Here is a 15,055-nt window from a genome sequence, read left to right as displayed (position 1 = left end):
TTACGTGCATGTCAACGATTTTTTGAACGTTATTTTGTTTTACATTTTTCACAAATATTACCATCACATAAGATGCTGGTTTTGTTTGAATTTTTTATGTATAACATTGTTCGTTTTTTTAAATATGACTGAGGCGGTTAAAGATTTAAGTTCCATTTTATTTACGTCAATGTCATAATTTCGAGCAAAACAACACCAACGCGAGGGAACACCATGAGTGAAGACAGACCAACAACCGAGGAAATCATCCCGATTGGGACGTTGTGCAAAGATCTGGGAATTTCGACGCGGACGCTGCGCTACTGGGAGGAGGTCGGCATCATCGAATCGGTAGAACGTCTCGACCGTGCCAACCGTGGCTATACGCCGTATATGGTCAGAAGAATCAAGTTCATCATCAGGTTGCGGGATCTGGGACTGACCATCAAGGAGATGCAGCACCTGTACGAAGTTTACGGCAACGCCAAAAAGACGGATCGCCTGATCCCCGAATTGATCGGCATCTTCGACCAGCACATCCACACGATCGACGACAGGGTCGCCAAGCTGAACGCCCTGCGCACGGACATCGTCGAGTACCGCGAACGCATGCTGACCAAACTGAAAGAAGCTATGCAACGTGAGGCGGCCGATTCCTGATCGCCTCAGGCTGGTTCCCTGGAAAAAGAAAAGGGTCATTGACATCCCCCGTCAATGACCCTTCTTTTTTAACCGCCGCACTCCCTACCGTACCCAGCCTCGCCGCCGACTCTCCCCTTCGCTGACCACGCGAATGGCGCCAGCCCCCTCCAGGGGGCAGCGGGTCTCGCAGATGCCGCAGCCGATACATAAATTCTCCACGACCCGAGGTATTTTGAGCCGACGGGTTTCTCCCGCGAAGAGGACTTCTTTTTCCTCAAAAACAATGGCCTTTTCCGGCGTCGGGCAGTGCTCTTCGCATACCAGACATTCACTCCCACGGGCAAAGGGCAGGCAGCGGTCCTTGTCGAAAACGGCCAGACCGATGACCGTGCGGCGCTTTTCTTCCAGACCGAGGCGTCTGATGGCCCCGGTGGGACAGACCTGGCCGCAGAGCGTGCAGTTGTATTCGCAATAACCCAGGCGTGGCACGACCAGCGGCGTCCACAGGCCGGCCGGGCCCGCCTGCAAAAAGGCGGGATGGAGCACGCCGCCGATACAGACCTTGAGACATTCACCGCAGCGCACGCAGCGCCGCAGGAATTCTTCCTCCGCCACGGCCCCGGGCGGTCGCAGCAGAAACCCATGACGACCGGGATTGGGGCTCAGGCGAAACATCGGTGCGACCAGCAGGCCAGACGCCAACGCGGTCACCATGCCCCGCCGGCTGAGGTCGACCGACGTCGACGGTCGGCGATAGCCGAAACGCCAATGGACGCGCTCCTGCGGGCAGAATCCGTCGCAGTCGAAACAGAGGACGCATTCTTCGGATCGCCTCCCCTCCTCTTCGACCGCCTTCATCCGGCAGGCCTGCAGGCAGAGACGACAGTCAGGGCAGGCCCCCGACGGGGTGCGCTGCAGCAGGGCATGGCGGGAGCAGAGGCCGAGCAGGGCTCCCAATGGACAGAGATTCTTGCACCAGAAACGCCGCTCCAGACGCTCGAGCGCCAGGATCGCGACAAAAACCAGCAGAGTGAAAAGAGCCAGCGTGAAGGCCGGCGGATGAAAGGCCAGCAGAGTGTCGCGGAAGAAGGGCCAGATGGCATCGGCGCCGTCGGACAACAGGGGCACCCGGTGCTCGTAAAGGGCGGTGAAGCCCTCGTTCCAGAACAGATTCCAGGCTGGATAGACCGCCAGAGTGAGGGTGCGTAGAAAGATCGCCAGGGGATCAAAGAGGCCCAGCAGCTGCACCCCAAAAAGACCAGCCGCAACGAGGGCGAAGAGGAGATAGTATTTCACCCGCCGCCAGGCCGGAGACACCACCCGGGTCCCGCGACCGATACCGGAGCCGAGGCCGTCCAGGGTGGTGCCCAGCGGACAGATCCAGCCACAGAAGAAGCGTCCCAGAACAAAGGTCAGCAGCAGCAGAACAAAGGCCGGCCACAACAGCCGCCAGTGGAAGGGCCCCGGTGCCAGGGCATCGGCCAGCGCCGCCAGGGGATCGAGGCGAAAGAGGAGACTGACCGGCCAGGGAAGGTCGTCCACGCCGCGGTATTCGGTCTGCAGAAACAGCCACAAAAAACCGAGCAGGGCCAGAACCTGGACGCTGCGACGCAGGCCACGACGGGTCAGGAAGCGCATCAGACCCGCCTTATCCGGGCGAGGTCGGCGATGCCCAGCCCACGTCGGCTGGCGGTCACCAGGGTCGGAATGGCGTCGGGCTGATGCCCCAGGAGGGTCGCGGCGATGCTGTCGGCGGCAACGATGTCGGCTGAGGCGACGAGGGTGTCGAGACGACGCACGTCTTCCACCCTCCCCCCCTGCGGCCCGTTGGCGACCAGGACCCGGGTGGCGTCGATGAGAGTCAGGTCAGAAGGGACGATCAGATTGATGTCACAGAGGGCCTCGTCGATCTGTCGGTGCAGGCGCCCGCGGTTGCCGCCGATCACTCCCATGATGTTCTTCATCCCCAGAGTGACGGTAGAGAGGCCGTGATGTTTGGCGATGGGCAGATTGATGAAACGGTCGGCCTCCAGCGCCGGCCGGTAGAACTCCCAGCGCCGCAGCTCCACCCCCTGGGCGATATCCAACTCCTGCCAGCCGCGCCGGTCCATATGCTCCATCCTCACCCGATCGGATCGAATCGACTCCACCGCCCCCTGAATGCCGCTCTGCACATAGCAGCGCCGCGGGTCGTTGCAGGGCCGATCGAACACCCGCACCTGCTTGGCCCCGGCCTCCAGACAGAGCTCCACCACTGTTCGCACCACCAGGGGGTTGGTGTTGGCGGCCAGCTCCGGCGTCCGGTCCCAGCCGATATTGGGCTTCACCACCACCGTTTCACCCCTTTTGACGAACTGGGACATGCCCCCCAGGGCGTCGCACGTCTGCCGCACCAGCAAAGAGATATCCTGCCCCTTGCGTGCGGCGACGGTCGAACCGGCTGCCGCCAGAGTCGGCCGGGGCAGCCAGGAAAGGACCGGAACACTGCCAACAGCGGTGACCGCCAGGGCGGCCTGCAGGGTCTGACGGATGAATTCGCGTCTGTCCATGACCACCTCCTTCGAAAGATAAGCCTTTTTCGCGGAGCAATACGGCTGATGCTGGGCGAGGCGATGGAGAAAACATGACTCCAGTCGTCATCCCGCTAGTAGCGACTCTCGTCACCTAACGACCGTTAAATTTTCCCATTATTCCAACAAAGATCAAACTCCGGCCAATCTGACCCCCAGTTCAAAGGCCTTGCGGCAATCCTCCGGGAAGTTCTTTTCATATTTCTCCCGGCGCTCCACCGGATCGAAGTAGTCGAAAACGACTTTACCGTAGTCCTCGAACTGCAAGGTCTCGCAGGCGTAGAAGGTTTCGGCTTGGCCGAAGATGCGTTCAAGATAATTCTGATTCGCCCCCATATGAACCGGGTACTGAACGGCCCTCATCATCTCTTCCGAGATATTCATGGTGTAGAGCATGGCCGTCGGAATCTTGCGGCGGAAGAGCGACTGGGGCTGTTGGGCATAGACGAAATAGGGAAAGAGCAACCGCTCCATGCAGGAGCGCATCTCCCCCGTCACCGTGCCGAAGTAAATCGGCGAGCCAAGTACAAAGGCATCAGCCTCCGCCAGCTTTTCCAAAACCGGGGTCAACCCGTCGCGCATGGCGCACTTGCCGTAACTCTTGCCCCCCTTAAGTTTGCAGGCGAAGCAACTGATGCACCCCTTGAAATCAAGGTCGTAGAGATGGATCAGTTCGGTCTCCGCGCCCCGCGAGGCGGCTCCTTTCAGAGTCTCTTGCAGAAGCTTCGCGGTATTCCAGGTTTTTCGTGGGCTGCCGTTGATGGCGAAAATTTTCATGTGGTACCTCCGCTTAAGTTTTTATCTTCCTAAAACAGTTAACAAAAAGATCGGGTTTATCCACCACAAAAAAAGGGGCTAGCGACTTATCGCTAACCCCTTGATTTTTGCCGTGTGAAGGCAGTGCTCTCCCGCTGAGCTAAACGCCCTTTGTAGGGTGGTCTTTATAGCAATTTGAGACCGAAAGTGTCAACCGTTTATTCAGTATCCAGCTTAAGACTGTGCTGCAGAATCTGCTCGACGGCACTGTAAGGATCGACCTCGCGCCGGGCGATGGCCTGGATGGTCTCAGCCAGGCGGTTATCGGCATGCAGGTGGCTGTAAACCTGGCGGAAAAGAGCGTCTTTGAGCAGTTCGGTGAAATGGGTCGCGCTTTTATTTTCTTCAAAATGTGCCAACTCACCGCTCTGCACCAGATGGGCGTGGTGGGCCTCTATCTTGTCGATGAGTTCGGCGATGCCATCCTGGCGGGCGGCAATGGTTTTGACCACGGGCGGCCACCATTTTCCTTCAGGGGGATGATTCATTTCAATCATGACTTCGAGGTCGCGAACGGTGCGATCGGCGTCGGGGCGGTCGGCCTTGTTGACGGCAAAAACGTCGCCGATTTCCAGAATGCCGGCCTTGATGGCCTGAATGTCGTCGCCGAGGCCCGGTACGCTCACCACCACGGAAGTATGCGCAGTGCGCACGATTTCCACTTCATCCTGACCAACGCCGACGGTCTCGACGATAATGATCTCCCAGCCCATGGCGTCGAAGACGTTGACGATGTCGGCGGTGGAATTGGACAGGCCGCCGAGGTGACCCCGGGTGCCGAGGGAGCGGATAAAGACGCCGTCATCGGAGGAGTGTCGGTTCATGCGGATACGGTCGCCGAGGATGGCGCCGCCGGTAAAGGGACTGGTCGGGTCGATGGCGACCACGGCCACCGTCTTACCTTTATGGCGGTAGGCCTCAATAACCTTGTCGGTCAGGGTGGATTTGCCGGCGCCGGGCGGACCGGTAATGCCGATGATGTAGGCGCGCCCGGTATGGGGGTAGAGCTTTTTCAGTTCTTCGGTGGCGCTGGGCATGCCGTCGTCGATATCGCGCATGAGGCGGGCGGCGGAGCGAATGTCGCCTTGAAGGATTTTGTCGGCAAGTGACATGACGAAAGGATTCCTTTGTTGTGATTTAAGACAAGGGACCGAGAAGTTCGCGGGCGATCACCAAGCGCTGCATTTCACTGGTGCCTTCACCAAGTTCACAGGCTTTGGCGTCACGCAGGTAGCGCTCAACGGGGAAATCCCGCAGATAACCGTAACCCCCGTGAATCTGCAAGGCGGTGTTGGCGGCACGTGTGGCCACCTCGGAAGCGTGGAGCTTGGCCATGGCGGCTTCGCGGGTGCCCTGCTCCCCGGCGGTTATCCTGGCGGCGGCACGCCATACGAGCAGCCGGGCGGCGTCGATTTCGGTGGCCATGTCGGCCAACATCCACTGGATAGCCTGGGCTTTGCCGATAGGCTGACCAAACTGCTTTCGGCGGCGGGCATAGGCCAGAGCTTCTTCCAGACAGGCACGGGCGATACCGACGGCCATGGCGGCCATACCGACACGCCCCCGGTCGAGCACGGCCATGATGTCGGCAAAGGCCTTGCCCTCGCGGCCAAGCAGCGCCTCATCAGATAGCTGGACATTCTTCAGCAGGAGCGAAGTGGTATCGGAGGACCGGCAGCCCATCTTTTTGAGTTTGGCGCCACGCTTGACCCCGGCAGCCTCCGCTGGCACCAGAAAGGCGCTGATGCCAGCGTGCCGCTTGTCTTCCTGTCTGGAAGTGCGTGCCAGTACGATAAAAAGACCGGCAACGGAACCCAGAGTGACGAACATTTTGCTGCCGTTCAGACGCCACCCTTCCCTCGTGCGTTCCGCCTGCGTCTGCAGAGAGGCGGCGTCACTGCCGGTGGTGGTCTCGCTGAGCGCCCAGGCCCCCAGCATTTCGCCGCTCGCCAGCGCAGGCAGATAACGCTCTTTCTGTTTTGAGGTCCCGCTTATCTTAAGGTGCCCAGCGGCCAGGGTATTGTGCGCCGTCAGCGTCAGGGCCGTGCCGCCATCATAGCGAGCGATCTCCTCCAGGGCAATGGCATAACTGAGCAGGTCGAGCTCCAGGCCGCCATACTGACGCGGGATGGCCATGCCCAACAGGCCTTCGGCAGCTAGCGCATCAATCGCGGCGCGAGGAAAAATTTCCTCTTCGTCCCACCGGGCCGCCTGGGGGGCAATGTGCTGCTGCGCCAACTGACGGATACGGTCACGCAACTTCTTCTGCTCGTCATTCAGGTCAAAAATCATGTTCCAGGCCATGGCGGAAGGATAGAAAAGACAGGGCGGCCTTTCTAGCAGCCGCCCTAAAAAGGCGGGCCCCCGGCATGGAGGGCCCGCATACGTACATGTTGACTTAGAAACCGTCGAGATCAGGCCCGGGGCTTGATGTTTTCCCGCACCCAGGCGTTGATGTCCTCGGTGCTGGTGCCCGGGGTGAAAATTTCCTTGACGCCCACCGCTTTCAGGCCGGGGATATCGTCTTCTGGAATGATGCCGCCGCCAAAGACGGGCACGTCGTCCGCCCCTTTGGCCTTGAGCAGTTCGATGACCTTGGCGAACAGGGTGTTATGCGCCCCGGACAGAATGGAAAGGCTCACCGCGTCGACATCTTCCTGAATGGCGGTGTTGACGATCTGTTCGGGGGTCTGGCGCAGGCCGGTGTAGATGACTTCAAAACCGGCATCGCGAAAGGCGCGGGCGACGATTTTGGCGCCGCGATCATGCCCGTCGAGTCCGGGTTTGGCTACCAGCAATCTGAGTTTTCTTTCTGCCATTGAGTTCTCTCCTTTTTTTGCCTCTATGATTCGATCCCCTCGCGGGCGGGCTGTCCTGAGTTGTAATAATGCTTCACTTCCCTCATTTCAGTCACCAGATCGGCTAAAGCGATGATGTCGGGATGAGCGCCACGTCCGGTCATGACCAGTTCGGTGTGCGCCGGTTTCCGGCGGATAAGTTCTTTGACCTCTTCGACTGGGACGAGGCCGAAATCGACGGCGCAGTTGAGTTCGTCGAGGATGACCAGATCGTAGTCCCCTGACAGCAGGATATCCCGGGCCTTATCAAAACCGGCCTGCGCCATAGCCACATCCACCGGGTCGGGATTGGATTTCGACACGAAGGTGTCGCGGCCAACCTGCTCGATGGTGATTTCGGGAGCGAGCCGTTTGGCGGATTCCAGTTCGCCATAAACCGTGCTTCCCTTCATGAACTGCAGAATACGCACCCTGAAACCATGCCCGGCCGCCCGGAAGGCCAGCCCGAGGGAGGCTGTCGTCTTGCCTTTCCCATTGCCAGTATAGACCTGAATCAGACCTTTTTTCAGAGGATGCTCTGGGCTCATCGACTATCTCCTGAGGTCGCTTTGGCGAGCATTTCCGGCGGCAGGGCCACCGGCCGGCGATCCTGCCCGATAACGACGTGCACCGTACGCCCTTCAGCCAGCAGCCGTCCCTCCTGATTCAAGGCGCGATAGCTGAATTCCAGCACCTTCCCCTTGAAGCGGTCCAGGGTCGTCTCGATAGTGATTTCATCCTCGTAATAGGCCGGCGCCTTGTATTTTACCTGTGCTTCAGCCACCACAATGAAATAGCCGGACTTTTCAAAATCGGTGTAGTTGAGGCCGCGCTGCCGCAGGAAATCGGAGCGACCTTCTTCAAACCAGACAAGATAATTGGAGTGATGCACAATTCCCTGAGCATCCGTTTCAGCATAGCGGACGGTCAGACGGCAGGTGGTGGTAGTCATGGCATCCTTTTACGGCAGCCCCATCAGCCCGGAACCCGGAGAGCACAAGGGGTGAAACAGCGGTTGGCATGAAAAGAAACGCTTTTAAGCGCGCTAAAAAGATTTAACAGGCCGAAAATATAGCAATCACAAAAAAGGGTGTCAAGAAGGTTCAGGGAAATCTATAACAACTTTTGATTTACGTGAAAATGACGCCAACGGCTAGCGCCAGCCGGGATCGTCTCCCTGTAGATTTTCGAGGACATACAGATAGGAGTCATAGCGTTCGGCAGGGATCGTTCCTCCTTGCAGACCGCTTCGCACCAAACAGCCCGGCTCGTGGCGATGAAGACAATTGCGAAAGCGACAGGGTGTTTGCTGAATTTCTTCGAATCCGGGGAAAAAGTGGGCTAACTCCTGTTCGGAAATATCGACCAGACCGAAATCGCGAAAGCCGGGGGTATCGACCAGTTCGCCACCGCTGGCCAGCGAATGTAAGGTTGAAACGGTGGTGGTGTGGCGTCCGAGGCCAGTATCTTCACTCAAGTCTCCGATGAGGAGATCGATACCTGGCACCAGCGCGTTCAGAAGAGAACTCTTGCCGACCCCTGAAGTGCCTACAAAAACAGCCCGGTGTCCTTGGGCGAGAAAATGGCGCAGTTGGTCCAGCCCTGCCCCACTGGCGGCGCTGACTGGAAAAACCGGCATCAGCCCGCCATAGACTGCCTGCAGGGAATCAAGCAGCTCGGCGGTGGCTGGCAGATCGGCCTTGTTGACCACGATGAAGGGTTCAATGCCGGCGGCCCGGGCAGCAACAATGGCCCGATCAAGGTAATGCCGGGGAGCAGGCGGCGAACAGCAGACTACCACGCCCAGCACGTCCAGGTTGGCAGCAACCAGCCGGATTTTGCCGCGCGCATCCCGGCGTCGCATCTCTGTACGACGCGGCTGACGATGCAGAATCTCGCCACAGACGAGGACCTCGTCCCCCACCACATGACCAGATTGTCGTTTGACCCGCACCTGACAGCTACGGCCATCGGCAAAACGCACTTCGACGGCGACCCCGTAATGGGACACGATGACGCCGGATTGACCCTCTTCGTTTAAAAGCTTTTCTTTAGGTTGCGGCAACGACATCTCCTCGCTTAAATGAGCCGCTGAAGCTCATCGGTTTCAGTGGCGGGTGAGAGCATAGATTTTTCCAGGCCACCGGCAAAGAATAAACACTACACGGCGAAAGGGTTAAATTTCAGCCTTTGATCCTTTTTAGTCCTCATTCAACGATTTCAGCACCCCATAAAACCCGACATAGACACATCCAACCAATTGATATCAGGTGATCAATACCAGACATCGCGCAAAATGACGATAGATATCGAATGAAACTTCGGGCGACCCCACCTATAGTGATGTCACACGAAAACACCACAAACGAAAAACAACCAAAGGAGGAATCTGCCATGCAAAAAATGTTCGCGTTACTGTCCGCCATCGCCCTGCTTTCCATTGCCGTCATCGCTACGGCGAACGACACCGTTGTTCTGGAGAACAAACGGGGAGCGGTCACCTTTAACCACAAGGCACACAGCGAATCCAGCAGCTGCGACACCTGCCACGGCAGCGGGGAACCCGCAAAAATCGAATTCGATATGAAATCGGCTCATGCGCTGTGCAAGACCTGCCATGAACAAAAAAGTGGTCCGACGAAATGTAATGATTGCCATCATAAGTAATTCGTTATATAGTGATGCGATTTTTAACAAAGGCTGTCCATGAAAAACAGCCTGAAAACAACACGGAGGTTTTCTGATGCGTAACATGATTAAAGTACTGGCCGCTTGTCTTCTGGTCGCTTTCGTTGCCACTTCTGCCCTGGCCGTAACCGGTGGGAACCCCAAAAAGGGGAAATATCTCTACAAGAAAAACTGCAAGTCCTGCCATACCGAAGGTGTTGAAGGCGGCAACCTGACTCCTCTGAGCAAGACCATGGCCCAGTGGGACCGCTTCTTCGAGCGTGACAAGCATGCTGCCAAGCCCGAAGCTTTTGAGGGCATCAGCGAGAAGGACCTGCTCGACATTCAGCAGTTCCTCTATGACCATGCCGCTGACGGCCCCCAGCCCCAGACCTGCGGCTAATCGCCTGACGCACAAAGATTCAATTAAAAATGGGAGCGGCCCCAAGCCGCTCCCATTTTTTTCGGTCTATCACCGAAAACTGATTTTTTTCACCCCTGGCATCTTGCTGATGACAGCGGTCAGCTCTTTACCGATGCGCCGGTGATGATTGGTCACCACCACATCGATCCGCACCTCGTCATGCTCCAGATCCGTCACCATTTCCAGGTCGCTCACCCGAAGCTTCATCTCAGCAAACAAAGCTTCCAGATCGTCACAGAACGCCGCTCGGTTGCAGGCGAGAACACTGAGCTTGAGATAGCGATCCTTGCCAATAAAAGGTTCAAGCTTCTTGAGAAACATCAAGCTCAGCAAAGCCAGAATCGTACTGAGGATAGCCGGGAAGTAAAGGCCCATACCGATAGACATGCCGATGCCGGCGACAAGCCACAGACAGGCCGCCGTAGTCAGGCCACGAACCGAAATTCCCTCTTTAAGGATGACCCCGGCGCCGAGAAAGCCGATGCCGGTGACAATCTGTGCGGCGACACGGGCCGGGTCAAGGCGAACGACAGAGGTCCCCGGGATGTCCCCATATTTGATAAAAAACGCCTCGGACACCACCATCATGAGACAAGAGCCGACGGTGACCAACAGGTGGGTCCGCAAACCAGCGGGACGCCCGTGTTTTTCACGCTCCAGACCGATGAGTCCGCCGGCCAAGGCGGCCAAAAGGATTTTCGCGATCACATCCAGTTCATAATGGCCCAGGTGCAGGGCAGATAACCAGGTCATGGCTGCTCCACGCGAAAAACCTTGGCTTGCGCCTTGGCGTAAACCTGGTCCTCAATCTTCAGTTCAGCCTGGACCAGGAGAATCCTCTTTTTCTCTTCAGTGACCTCCGCCGTGACCACAACTTCCCGCTGGGTTGGGACAGGTCGCAGGTATTTGACGGCGATCTCTGCGGTAACAAAATGATCGCCAATGGAGCGGCAGGCGTAAATGCTGGTTTCATCCAGCAAAGTGGCGATGATGCCGCCATGAACGATATCCTGCCATCCCTGAAAGGCGGCAGGGATACTCACCTTGCCAACCGCACGGCGCTCTTTCTTATCGATAGAAAAGTGGACTTTCAGGCCGATTGGGTTGTCGGCGCCGCACACAAAACATTGCCCATCATCCAGAATCTCCATACCCTCCCCTTTTTCTACAGCCCGCCATTTTGATCAAACCGGGACAGCCGCTTCCACTCTTTTCTCTCTCGCCGACCGGGCTGGACAAAACCTTATCAAGCCGCGGCTACCTGCGGCAATATACCATGGATAAAAAAATCATTCATCGCCTGAAATAATTTTTTCTTTGAAATTTCGGTGAGTTGAAATCAAAGATCAAAAAGGCAACCCGCTCTCGTATTTCAGGGTGAATATTCCATTCATACAGGGCCGGGGTACTCAGCCAACAAAACATCACTGGGCCTGGTACTTTTATCTTCTGATTTCAATAGGATAGGAATTACATTACTGATTTTTCATTTTTGGCACAGAGCATGCTCTTACTATAGATCAAAAGGGATAGAAACAGCCCGCAGGAGGAATTATGAAAAACCTATACAACGCCATATTGAGTCTTCTGATTTTCACCGGCTCTGCATTTGCGGCAGGTCCGGCTATTGAAAGCCAGGGCATTTTAATTCCGTTGTTTATCGGCTTCGCGGCCTTGATACTTCTCAACCAATTCGTCCCGGGTCTGCTTCGGTTGACCTCTCTGTTCAAAGGAGTAAGTCACTCTTCGATTAAGCGCCGGGTAAACTGAACGGCAGAGCCTGATAACCGTTCAAAAATGAAAAGGAGGACGCTATGAAAACCATGTCCCGTATCGCCATCGCAGCAACAATCCTGTTTGGTTCCGCTTCCTCGGTTTTGGCCGCCTCCGGCCTGCGCGAAGACAACAGCGGCATCGTCGTGTGGGTTTTCCTCGGATTCTGCGCCCTGATCGTCGTCGCCCAACTCCTCCCGGCCATCCTGCTGGCAGTGGGCATGGTCAAAGGTCTGGTCGGTACCACTGAAAAAGCTTCACAAACCAACTGATCCTGCAAATCTCAGGCGGTTGCACAGGCGCTGCGACCGCCTGAGACAGGAATCATACCTGCCCCCTGCCCTCCGAATACTTCACGAACAAAAATAAAATTTAATTTCATGGCCTTCTTTTTGCTATCATCTGCCCGGTGAAAGTTGAAATCGTACCGGAAGCGTGTTTCTGGGCATCTTGAGGGTGACGGAAACATTGTCTCCGGGAAATAACGGCATCCACAAACCGCTATATGACAATCAAAGGAGAAAGAGGTGGAGCAAAAGAAGATTCTGCTGGTGGATGATATCGGGCTTTTTATCGCGATGGAAAAAGAATACCTGCGCCGGGAAAACTGCGTCCTTCTGTCTGCCCGCAGTGCCAGGGAGGCTCTCGAAAAAACGAAAGCCGAAAAACCAGACCTGATTTTCATGGATCTTTACATGCCCGACGGTGATGGCGATGAGGCGTGTCAGGCCATTAAATCCGACCCGGAACTGCGCCATATCCCGGTGGTCATGGTCACGAACAGTCAGGACGAAAAAGACCAGAAACGCTGCCAGAAAGCGGGTTGCGACGATTACATCAACAAGCCGATCGATCGCAATATCTTTTTGACCACGGCTTACCGTTTTCTAAAAATAGCCGATGAAGACATTCGCCGTCAAAAGGTGAACCTGAATGTTTTGTACGGACCGGATCAGGATCAGATGGTGCAGCGCAGGAGTATTGATCTGAGCCCCGGCGGCATGTTTATCGAGACGGATCGCCTGCTGCGCCGTGATACCGAGATCCATCTGGAATTTACCCTGCCCGGCGCCGGCGAGCCCATCCATTGCCGCGGCCGTGTAGCCTGGGCCAACCACAAGAACTGGCTGCACAAAGCCGATGCCCCGCCGGGCCTGGCCGTTCAATTTGTGGATATGCCTCCGTCTTCGCAGGAGATGATCAGGCATTTTCTACGCACCAGCCCCGAATAAGCCCCAAGGAAACAGCATGCAGCTGCTGGCCAGCAAATGACCTAACGGGCGTTGGCAAGCAGGATGGCACGGATGGGGGCGGGATACCCCTCGATTGTTTTACCCGCCTCACGGGGATGGAGAAAGTCCTGCAGCGACTCCGTCTGAATCCATTCGGTCCGGCGCTGCTCGGCGACGGTGGTCGGGGTGATGTCGATGCAGCGGATGTTTTCAAAGCCTGCCCGCTGCAGCCAGTGGGTCAAACAGGTGACCGTGGGCAGGAAATAGACGTTGTTCATCTTGGCGTAACGCTCGGCAGGACAGAGCGCCATGTCTCCCTCCCCCTCGATAATCAGCGTTTCCAGCACCAGCTCGCCGCCCCGACGCAGATTGTGGCGCAACTCCATGAGGGCATCAATGGGCGAGCGGCGGTGATAGAGAATACCCATGCAGAAGATCGTATCGAAGTAGCGCCGCAGCAGGGGCATTTCCTCAAACTTGGCAGGCAGACCATAGACGTTGGGGACGCGAGCGTAGTGCTGAAGCAGGCGAAACTGGAAGTAGAAGGTGAGATAGGGCTCTAGGCCGATAACGCAGCGGGCGCCCTCCCCGGCCATGCGGTACATGTAATAGCCGCTGCTGCTGCCGACATCAAGGACTTTGCGATCACGCAAAGGAGCGAGGTGGTCCTTGACCCGGTCCCATTTTAAAGACGAGACCCATTCACTGTCGATATCGATGCCAAAGAGAGAGAAAGGTCCTTTGCGCCAGGGGCTGTAACTTTTGAGGGCCTCCAACAGCAGACCGGCGGCGGCTTCATCCAGGTCTGCTGCCGTGCCGATGCGGACAGCGTCGGCGTTCAATTCGACAGAAGAGGCGGTCAGCTCCGGCAGTTCTGCAAAAGTGCGCAGGTAGCGCTGCCCTTTGACATCCACCTGGCCGATGTACTTTTCCTTGCGATCCAGAAGTTCGGCCAACGCTCCCGCGTAAGGGGTCAGTTCCAGCGCCTCGATGTCGCGGACGAGATCATGCATGCCCATCCTCCTTCTGGCCGATGAGGGAGGCAAAATTAAACCACTTGAGCCAGACGTCCAGACGGACAAAGCCCGCCGCGCGCAGTCGCTGCACGTGATCCTCCAGCGTTTCGGGAATCAGCACGTTTTCGAGAGCTTCGCGCTTCTGGCTGATTTCCAGCTGCGAATAGCCGTTTTCCTTTTTAAAGCGATAGTAGAATTCCTGCTGCATGGCATCAAAGGCAGCATCAGCATGGACGACCTTCTCGGTCAACAGCAGGATGCCTCCCGGCCTCAGCGCCTCGTAAATCCGACCGATCAGGGCCGTACGGTCAGCCAGAGGCAGAAACTGCAAAGTCAGGTTGACGATGATGACCGAGGCGTTAGCCAAAGGAATCTCGCGCACGTCACCAAGCAGCAGCTGCACATCCTGCTGCCGGGCATGATCCTGCAGACGGTTCCGGTAGGCGTCAAGCATGGGGGCTGAGTTGTCCACGGCGATCATGTCAAAGGGCACCGCAGCCAGCTCCTGGCAGAGACAGAGGCCCAGATTCCCGTTGGAACAGCCGAGGTCGTAGATATGGCTGCCCGGCTGGTAGTAGCGGGCGGCCAGTTGGGCCTGTCGGCGAATGTTCTCGCGATAGAGCGGAACCGAACGGCCGATCATATCATCAAAAACACGGACGACCTGCTCATTGAAGGCAAAGGGCTCGACCTGTCCTTTTTTTTCCGCAAAAACCTTATCCTGCTTCATTTTGTATCCTTGACGTACGCCGGTCACATGCCGTCGTCGCTTTTGAGCAAGACCCGCAGCTTGGCGATTTTGCGTTCCACAGCCTTTTGTACCCGCTCTTCACCAAACATGTAGGTCAATTGACCGACCATGAGAGTGACGTCAGCCAATTCTTCGATAATGACCTCTTCTTCGACTTTGCCCCGCTTGAGATGCTTGAGGGAGGCAATCAGCTCGGCGCATTCCTCCACGGCCTGATCGTATTGGGCCTCTTCCCCCCACTTGGCAAGGGTGGCCCGATAGAGTTCCTGATAATCCATCATCATCCTTTTCAGGCAGGCAAAAGAAACAGAGGGGAAGCGCGCCTCCCCTCTGTGGTCCAGTCTGCAA

At 56.7% G+C, this 15,055-nt stretch carries 20 protein-coding genes; 6 read left to right on the top strand and 14 right to left on the bottom strand.

The window, feature by feature from the left end; translation table 11 throughout:
* Positions 1-213: 213 nt before the first annotated feature.
* Positions 214-639: a MerR family transcriptional regulator gene (locus tag MJO47_RS11325; RefSeq protein ID WP_253961232.1), complete on the top strand. Its 426-nt coding sequence runs from the start codon at positions 214-216 to the stop codon at positions 637-639.
* Positions 640-723: 84 nt separating this feature from the next.
* Here MJO47_RS11325 and MJO47_RS11320 read toward each other — a convergent pair whose 3' ends face one another.
* From MJO47_RS11320 to rsgA, 9 genes are all read right to left on the bottom strand, one after another.
* Positions 724-2,259 carry a 4Fe-4S binding protein gene (locus tag MJO47_RS11320; protein WP_253961231.1) on the bottom strand — a complete coding sequence of 512 codons (1,536 nt, stop codon included), beginning with the start codon at positions 2,257-2,259 and terminating at the stop codon, positions 724-726.
* On the bottom strand, positions 2,259-3,170 hold the full coding sequence (locus MJO47_RS11315; protein WP_253961230.1) for a DUF362 domain-containing protein: 912 nt from the start codon (positions 3,168-3,170) through the stop codon (positions 2,259-2,261). The genes MJO47_RS11320 and MJO47_RS11315 overlap by 1 nt, the downstream gene beginning before the upstream one ends.
* A 153-nt stretch (positions 3,171-3,323) precedes the next feature.
* Positions 3,324-3,968: a flavodoxin family protein gene (locus MJO47_RS11310; protein ID WP_253961229.1), complete on the bottom strand. Its 645-nt coding sequence runs from the start codon at positions 3,966-3,968 to the stop codon at positions 3,324-3,326.
* Positions 3,969-4,165: 197 nt separating this feature from the next.
* Complete coding sequence (meaB, locus tag MJO47_RS11305; protein ID WP_253961228.1) at positions 4,166-5,119, bottom strand: methylmalonyl Co-A mutase-associated GTPase MeaB; 954 nt, start codon at positions 5,117-5,119, stop codon at positions 4,166-4,168.
* A gap of 25 nt (positions 5,120-5,144) precedes the next feature.
* Entirely contained in the window at positions 5,145-6,299 is a 1,155-nt protein-coding gene (locus tag MJO47_RS11300) for an acyl-CoA dehydrogenase family protein (protein WP_253961227.1), read from the bottom strand.
* Positions 6,300-6,421: 122 nt separating this feature from the next.
* Entirely contained in the window at positions 6,422-6,826 is a 405-nt protein-coding gene (locus MJO47_RS11295; RefSeq protein WP_155876404.1) for a cobalamin B12-binding domain-containing protein, read from the bottom strand.
* A 23-nt stretch (positions 6,827-6,849) separates the two neighbouring features.
* On the bottom strand, positions 6,850-7,392 hold the full coding sequence (gene cobO / locus MJO47_RS11290; RefSeq protein ID WP_253961226.1) for a cob(I)yrinic acid a,c-diamide adenosyltransferase: 543 nt from the start codon (positions 7,390-7,392) through the stop codon (positions 6,850-6,852).
* Positions 7,389-7,796 (bottom strand): thioesterase family protein, encoded by a 408-nt coding sequence (locus tag MJO47_RS11285; RefSeq protein ID WP_253961225.1) that lies wholly within the window; start codon positions 7,794-7,796, stop codon positions 7,389-7,391. The genes cobO and MJO47_RS11285 overlap by 4 nt, the downstream gene beginning before the upstream one ends.
* 201 nt (positions 7,797-7,997) lie before the next feature.
* Positions 7,998-8,909 (bottom strand): ribosome small subunit-dependent GTPase A, encoded by a 912-nt coding sequence (gene rsgA, locus MJO47_RS11280; RefSeq protein ID WP_253961224.1) that lies wholly within the window; start codon positions 8,907-8,909, stop codon positions 7,998-8,000.
* Between the two features lie 329 nt (positions 8,910-9,238).
* Here rsgA and MJO47_RS11275 point away from each other — a divergent pair, with 329 nt between their 5' ends.
* Positions 9,239-9,511, top strand: coding sequence for a cytochrome c3 family protein (locus MJO47_RS11275; RefSeq protein WP_253961223.1), 273 nt, complete (start codon positions 9,239-9,241; stop codon positions 9,509-9,511).
* A gap of 85 nt (positions 9,512-9,596) precedes the next feature.
* On the top strand, positions 9,597-9,914 hold the full coding sequence (locus MJO47_RS11270; protein WP_371926696.1) for a cytochrome c: 318 nt from the start codon (positions 9,597-9,599) through the stop codon (positions 9,912-9,914).
* A 69-nt stretch (positions 9,915-9,983) separates the two neighbouring features.
* Here MJO47_RS11270 and MJO47_RS11265 read toward each other — a convergent pair whose 3' ends face one another.
* Together MJO47_RS11265 and MJO47_RS11260 are read right to left on the bottom strand one after the other, a co-directional pair.
* Entirely contained in the window at positions 9,984-10,688 is a 705-nt protein-coding gene (locus tag MJO47_RS11265; RefSeq protein WP_253961221.1) for an MgtC/SapB family protein, read from the bottom strand.
* Complete coding sequence (locus MJO47_RS11260) at positions 10,685-11,086, bottom strand: PaaI family thioesterase (protein WP_253961220.1); 402 nt, start codon at positions 11,084-11,086, stop codon at positions 10,685-10,687. Before MJO47_RS11260 ends, MJO47_RS11265 begins: the two co-directional genes overlap by 4 nt.
* Positions 11,087-11,489: 403 nt before the next feature.
* Here MJO47_RS11260 and MJO47_RS11255 point away from each other — a divergent pair, with 403 nt between their 5' ends.
* The 3 genes from MJO47_RS11255 to MJO47_RS11245 all read left to right on the top strand — a co-directional run bounded on the left by MJO47_RS11255 (position 11,490) and on the right by MJO47_RS11245 (position 12,940).
* Positions 11,490-11,705, top strand: coding sequence for a hypothetical protein (locus MJO47_RS11255; RefSeq protein ID WP_253961219.1), 216 nt, complete (start codon positions 11,490-11,492; stop codon positions 11,703-11,705).
* A 44-nt stretch (positions 11,706-11,749) separates the two neighbouring features.
* Entirely contained in the window at positions 11,750-11,980 is a 231-nt protein-coding gene (locus MJO47_RS11250) for a hypothetical protein (RefSeq protein WP_253961218.1), read from the top strand.
* Positions 11,981-12,235: 255 nt separating this feature from the next.
* Positions 12,236-12,940: a response regulator gene (locus tag MJO47_RS11245; protein ID WP_253961217.1), complete on the top strand. Its 705-nt coding sequence runs from the start codon at positions 12,236-12,238 to the stop codon at positions 12,938-12,940.
* A 41-nt stretch (positions 12,941-12,981) separates the two neighbouring features.
* On the opposite strand, the gene cmoB is transcribed toward MJO47_RS11245, so the two are convergent.
* The 3 genes from cmoB to MJO47_RS11230 are packed head-to-tail and all read right to left on the bottom strand — an operon-like array spanning position 12,982 to position 14,985.
* The gene (cmoB, locus tag MJO47_RS11240; RefSeq protein WP_253961216.1) at positions 12,982-13,953 is read right to left on the bottom strand and encodes a tRNA 5-methoxyuridine(34)/uridine 5-oxyacetic acid(34) synthase CmoB; all 972 of its coding nucleotides are present in this window, start codon (positions 13,951-13,953) and stop codon (positions 12,982-12,984) included.
* Positions 13,946-14,686: a carboxy-S-adenosyl-L-methionine synthase CmoA gene (gene cmoA, locus MJO47_RS11235; RefSeq protein ID WP_253961215.1), complete on the bottom strand. Its 741-nt coding sequence runs from the start codon at positions 14,684-14,686 to the stop codon at positions 13,946-13,948. Before cmoA ends, cmoB begins: the two co-directional genes overlap by 8 nt.
* A gap of 23 nt (positions 14,687-14,709) precedes the next feature.
* On the bottom strand, positions 14,710-14,985 hold the full coding sequence (locus MJO47_RS11230) for an antitoxin (protein ID WP_253961214.1): 276 nt from the start codon (positions 14,983-14,985) through the stop codon (positions 14,710-14,712).
* Positions 14,986-15,055 lie beyond the last annotated feature (70 nt).

The sequence above is a fragment of the Desulfuromonas sp. KJ2020 genome (assembly GCF_024197615.1).
GTDB lineage: Bacteria > Desulfobacterota > Desulfuromonadia > Desulfuromonadales > SZUA-540 > SZUA-540.
Note: the sequence above shows the minus strand (reverse complement) of the source record. Positions and strands in the feature narration are given on the sequence as shown.

Coding starts and splice junctions, on each gene's coding strand:
- MJO47_RS11325 (WP_253961232.1), top strand. CDS start 214: ATGAGTGAAGACAGACCAACAACCGAGGAAATCATCCCGATTGGGACG.
- MJO47_RS11320 (WP_253961231.1), bottom strand. CDS start 2,259: ATGCGCTTCCTGACCCGTCGTGGCCTGCGTCGCAGCGTCCAGGTTCTG.
- MJO47_RS11315 (WP_253961230.1), bottom strand. CDS start 3,170: ATGGACAGACGCGAATTCATCCGTCAGACCCTGCAGGCCGCCCTGGCG.
- MJO47_RS11310 (WP_253961229.1), bottom strand. CDS start 3,968: ATGAAAATTTTCGCCATCAACGGCAGCCCACGAAAAACCTGGAATACC.
- meaB (WP_253961228.1), bottom strand. CDS start 5,119: ATGTCACTTGCCGACAAAATCCTTCAAGGCGACATTCGCTCCGCCGCC.
- MJO47_RS11300 (WP_253961227.1), bottom strand. CDS start 6,299: ATGATTTTTGACCTGAATGACGAGCAGAAGAAGTTGCGTGACCGTATC.
- MJO47_RS11295 (WP_155876404.1), bottom strand. CDS start 6,826: ATGGCAGAAAGAAAACTCAGATTGCTGGTAGCCAAACCCGGACTCGAC.
- cobO (WP_253961226.1), bottom strand. CDS start 7,392: ATGAGCCCAGAGCATCCTCTGAAAAAAGGTCTGATTCAGGTCTATACT.
- MJO47_RS11285 (WP_253961225.1), bottom strand. CDS start 7,796: ATGACTACCACCACCTGCCGTCTGACCGTCCGCTATGCTGAAACGGAT.
- MJO47_RS11275 (WP_253961223.1), top strand. CDS start 9,239: ATGCAAAAAATGTTCGCGTTACTGTCCGCCATCGCCCTGCTTTCCATT.
- MJO47_RS11270 (WP_371926696.1), top strand. CDS start 9,597: ATGATTAAAGTACTGGCCGCTTGTCTTCTGGTCGCTTTCGTTGCCACT.
- MJO47_RS11265 (WP_253961221.1), bottom strand. CDS start 10,688: ATGACCTGGTTATCTGCCCTGCACCTGGGCCATTATGAACTGGATGTG.
- MJO47_RS11260 (WP_253961220.1), bottom strand. CDS start 11,086: ATGGAGATTCTGGATGATGGGCAATGTTTTGTGTGCGGCGCCGACAAC.
- MJO47_RS11255 (WP_253961219.1), top strand. CDS start 11,490: ATGAAAAACCTATACAACGCCATATTGAGTCTTCTGATTTTCACCGGC.
- MJO47_RS11250 (WP_253961218.1), top strand. CDS start 11,750: ATGAAAACCATGTCCCGTATCGCCATCGCAGCAACAATCCTGTTTGGT.
- cmoB (WP_253961216.1), bottom strand. CDS start 13,953: ATGCATGATCTCGTCCGCGACATCGAGGCGCTGGAACTGACCCCTTAC.
- cmoA (WP_253961215.1), bottom strand. CDS start 14,686: ATGAAGCAGGATAAGGTTTTTGCGGAAAAAAAAGGACAGGTCGAGCCC.
- MJO47_RS11230 (WP_253961214.1), bottom strand. CDS start 14,985: ATGGATTATCAGGAACTCTATCGGGCCACCCTTGCCAAGTGGGGGGAA.